The 4,462-nt window shown below is 29.8% G+C and carries 5 protein-coding genes; 1 reads left to right on the forward strand and 4 read right to left on the reverse strand.

Annotated features, from left to right (window positions below; all coding sequences use genetic code 11):
• The coding region (locus tag ACRC03_RS03715) for a sulfite exporter TauE/SafE family protein (protein ID WP_438651206.1) at positions 1 to 401 on the forward strand (401 nt) is incomplete at its 5' end.
• A gap of 49 nt (positions 402 to 450) precedes the next feature.
• Here ACRC03_RS03715 and ACRC03_RS03720 read toward each other — a convergent pair.
• From ACRC03_RS03720 to ACRC03_RS03735, 4 genes are all read right to left on the reverse strand, one after another.
• Positions 451 to 1,671, reverse strand: a complete 1,221-nt coding sequence (locus ACRC03_RS03720) for a glycosyltransferase family 4 protein (protein ID WP_438651207.1) — start codon at positions 1,669 to 1,671, stop codon at positions 451 to 453.
• Between the two features lie 25 nt (positions 1,672 to 1,696).
• Positions 1,697 to 2,554: a hypothetical protein gene (locus ACRC03_RS03725; RefSeq protein WP_438651208.1), complete on the reverse strand. Its 858-nt coding sequence runs from the start codon at positions 2,552 to 2,554 to the stop codon at positions 1,697 to 1,699.
• Positions 2,555 to 2,669: 115 nt separating this feature from the next.
• Complete coding sequence (locus ACRC03_RS03730; protein ID WP_438651209.1) at positions 2,670 to 3,722, reverse strand: S-methyl-5-thioribose-1-phosphate isomerase; 1,053 nt, start codon at positions 3,720 to 3,722, stop codon at positions 2,670 to 2,672.
• 59 nt (positions 3,723 to 3,781) lie between these two features.
• On the reverse strand, positions 3,782 to 4,462 hold a 681-nt coding region (locus ACRC03_RS03735; protein ID WP_438651210.1), incomplete at its 5' end, for a phosphotransferase.

Here is a 4,462-nt window from a genome sequence, read left to right on the forward strand (position 1 = left end):
AAGATGTTGAAGAAAATGAAGTAGAAGATTTTTCATCTAAGAAGACTTTTTACTATAGTTTGCCTATATCATTTTTTATAGGAATGTATGATGGTTTTTATGGACCTGGTACAGGTACTTTTCTTATTTTGTTACTTACAGGAGTTGCCCATATGAAGTTAAATGAAGCTGCTGGTATTACAAAGGTCATAAACCTTACGACTAATATTACTTCTCTTGTTATTTATTTTCTAAATGGTAAAGTATTTGTAGTTATAGGTCTAGTAGCTGGATGTTTTGGTGTTTTGGGTAATTATTTAGGAACTAAGTATTTTAGTGACAAAGGAGCAAAAGGAGTTAAGCCTATTATTCTAGTTGTTCTTTCTATATTTTTTGTAAAATTATTAATTGAGGTATTCTAAATTCCAAATACTTTTGTTTAACGGGAGATACCCCATACCTAATATATTATTAGTTATGGGGTATCATAGTTTCAAGCCTTGAGCATAATCCTGCCCAAGTTTTATCCATCATTTCCAATCTTCTATTTCTGCAATTATTTTCTATAATAGCTTTTAGCATTTGGTTCATACTAAAAGCTAATCTATTTTCAAACTCTTCGATTTCATCCTCCAAAGGCACTCCTATGGCTTTCATACCTGGAAGTTCTATGTAATCAATTTTCCCACTATTATTTATAGTTTCTCCTATCCATCCTTTAACACCTGGTATATCTGTAGTTACTACATTACATCCACTTGCTAGAGCTTCTATTACTACTAGTGGCAGTCCTTCAAAAAACGATGGTAATAAGAATAAATGTGACTTTCTAAAAATCTCAGCTAGCTTATTTTGTTTTACTTTTCCTAGGAAATTAATCTTATAATCACTTAGCTCTGCTAAGCTTCTTATTTCTTCATATTCCTTAAAATCATTTCCATCTCCTACAATGTTTATATCTAAAATTTCTCTTGGGTAATTTAGTTTATCCAGTGCTTTGATTAAGGATTTTACTCCCTTTTGCTTAGCTATTTTTCCCGCATAGGTTATGTTTATTTTATCTGATTTTAATTCTTTGTTATGATTATAAAACATATTTTCATCATAACCAGTTCCAAGTACCTGAACTTTGTCAGCGTTTATTCCAAATAGATTGATTATCTCTTTTTTCTGCTCTTCATGTAGTGCAAATACTTTATCTAACTTTTTTATATTAGATAATATATATTCTTTTTCTAAATCGTGGCTCATTAATTGCCTTAGGCAAGTACCATGACTTATTCCCACTACAGGTATGTTATCTACTATTTCTCTAACATAGGATGTTAGTAAATATAGATGGTGACATATTATAAAATCAGGTTTAAGTTCTTCTATTACTTTTGTTATATTTAGCTTGAAAGAGGTTTTAAGCATGTCTACGTTTTCCCTGGTAATATTTTTGTAGAGAGTACTTTTGTAAGGCATTACATCACTCATTCCAAGTACATTAAATGGTAGAGTCTCTGTATTGTATAATACTGGATAGTAGCCAACACCTTCCACAGGTGTAGTCCTATTATCATCTTTGTCTATACCCGCTATTATGGCTTGTTCATAACCTAGTTTATGAAACCCCTTTACTATTGCACACATATATGTTCCACTTCCTGTGCTATCTGGTTTTTGCGTCGTTATGTGTAAAATCTTCATTATCTTCCCCTTTTTTACAATATTGCTATTTGTTTATATCTAAATAAATACAAGATGAGTCATCTTTCACTTTAAATCTTGGATATTTATTCACTGAGAATTCTTCTTCCTCAAATTCTCTTAATTTAGAATAAATACTACTTACTCCATGCTTTTTAACTTCTTCTATTAAATTTTCATTTTCAATTATATTATATCTATCGCTAATACATGAGAATCCATCACTAGTAAGCATAATACTCATATTATCATCTATATTTATATTTCCATAAATTGAATTATCAACTGCTTCTTCTTCAAATTCTAAGATCCAGTATCCATCTTTAGTATTTCTTTTTAGCCTATTGCTTATTATAGTATCCATCACACTTGCTTTAATTTGCTCATGAGTAAGCTTATAAAGTTCTGGTAAACTTTCCATTTCTTTGTAGACTTGACTGTCAAAGTCGCAAAGCTTTTTATCTTTTATTATTAATACTTCCTTTTTTGTTTTTATATGTAGTGCACAGTCACCTAGTATAAAATATTCTAAATTATCTTTGTCTATTTTAACTATGCATATTGAGCTTGATGGCTTATCTAATTTAGATACTTCCATACTTTTAAGTTTATTTAGATATTCTTTATCTATACTTTGTATTCCATCTTTTATAATTGCTTTTAAACTTTTATCTTTATTTATATTCTCATATAAGTATTTATTCCACCAACTTACATACCATTTTGCATCACTTTGGTTAGAAACTAGATTTTTGTTGTTTAGCCCTGTGGCTCCATCTAGTACCCAAAATCCATTTGTGGTAAACCCTATTGTATCTTCGTTGTATTTTGCACTCCCTATACAGCATAATGTTTCATAATTATTAATATTTATAACAGTCACCCCCTAAATCAATTGCGTCAACCTTTCTTAGCTAGTACTATTATAATTTAAATCTTATAACTTTGAAAAGATATATTTATAATAAAGGCAGATTTCTCTGCCTTTAATTTATTCTTTAATAAAATTCTTTAACTTCACCTTCAAAGTAACTATTTAAATCATAAGGTGAATAAATTCCTTTATCAGTGACTACACCACTTATTAAACTCGGTGGAGTTACATCAAAGGAAGGATAAATAGCTTTTACACCATCTAAGGTATTTTTAATTCCTCTATAACTTAATACTTGCAGAGGATCTCTTTCTTCAATTACTATAGATGAGGCATTTTCTTTGTCTATATCTGGTATCCCTGTTACATAGTATGGTATTCCAAAATGTTTAGCTAATATAGCAATTTGATAGGTGCCAATTTTATTTGCTATATGACCATCTTTCGCTATAGTGTCTGCTGCTGATGTAAATAAATCTATATTCTTATTCTTAATAGCGTAGGCAACCATATTATCAGTAATAACGGTAGTATCAAATCCCATATCCTGGGAGCAACTAGCTGTAAGTCTAGCACCTTGTAAATAAGGTCTAGTTTCTGCACAATATATTTTAATATTATTGTTTCTTTTTCTTGCACTGCGTAACATCATACCTATAATTGTTTCTCCAAAGCATTGAGTTAGGACTGTTCCCTTTTGTGGAAACAAGTCTGCTAGATATTCACCTACTTTTTTCATAGTTGAATATCTTCTGTTTAAAGAATCTATAGTTCTCTTAAATATTGCTTCAACTGGATCTTTATCAGTATCAATTGCTTTTTTCCAGGAATTAATACATCCTTGAGTAATAATTTCCATTCGGTTTGCTGTAGTAGGGCGTGCGTGTGAGATTGTATATGAAGCTTTCTCCATATATACTATTTGTTCATTGATTTTTTTACCTTTTGCCTGAAAAGCGGCTAAAGTCATACCCATACCTGCTGCAGTATAAGGTCCTGCACTTTGTGTAACCATATCACTTATGGCCTTTGCTACTTCTTCATAGGAATAGCATTCTACAAATTTTACTTCCGTAGGATATATACGTCTATCTAATATTCTTACTTTACCATGTTCATACCAAGCTACGTTTTCATATTTAAGCATAAATGCTAAATCTTGATCCATTCTCTCCATAATAAAACCTCTTTTTACTAACAATGCAGTAAAGTCTATTACTGATTTGTTAATTAATTTTATATTAATATTAAATTAAATTCATCTATAATATCTTTTCCTACTGTAAATTTGTTTCTGTTAGTGATTAAGCTTATTCCTAGTTTAATCAAGGCTCTTTCCATTGGTACTCTCTTTCTAGTATCATCTACTGAAGTAATTTCTAGTACTTTAGAATCTCCCACTACTCTACGAATTATTTCAGTACCTGCAAAACCAAAAGTGTCTGATAAGATACTTTTTATATAATCTTCTTTAAATTCATTGTTATACAAATCAAAAGTTACAATGTCATCAAATTTCTTATTTGTTTTTTCTATGAATAGGTCAATAATATCCTTAATAGTTTCTGAAATCCAATTTATAAAATCTATATTATTTCCTTCTGTATAATACTTGTTAGCCCATGCAAAGAAAAGATTGCCTATTACATTTCCAACATCGTAACCAATTGGTCCATAAAAAGCAAACTCTGGGTCTATTACTTTTAATCCTTTTTCATTTATAAATATTGAGCCTGAATGAAGGTCTCCATGTATTAAGGCTTGAGAATAGTTCATAAACTTATCTCTTAAAATACCTACCTCTTTTTTTAGATGGTGGTTAGTATAAAGGAATTTTTCAACAAATTCTTTATTTTCATCTAGAATTATATTACGCCCTTTGTAATCGTAATATGGCTCTGTAAATACTAAATCTTC

This window comes from Romboutsia sp. (assembly GCF_051659545.1).
In the GTDB taxonomy this organism is placed as follows: Bacteria; Bacillota; Clostridia; order Peptostreptococcales; family Peptostreptococcaceae; genus JBOFOR01.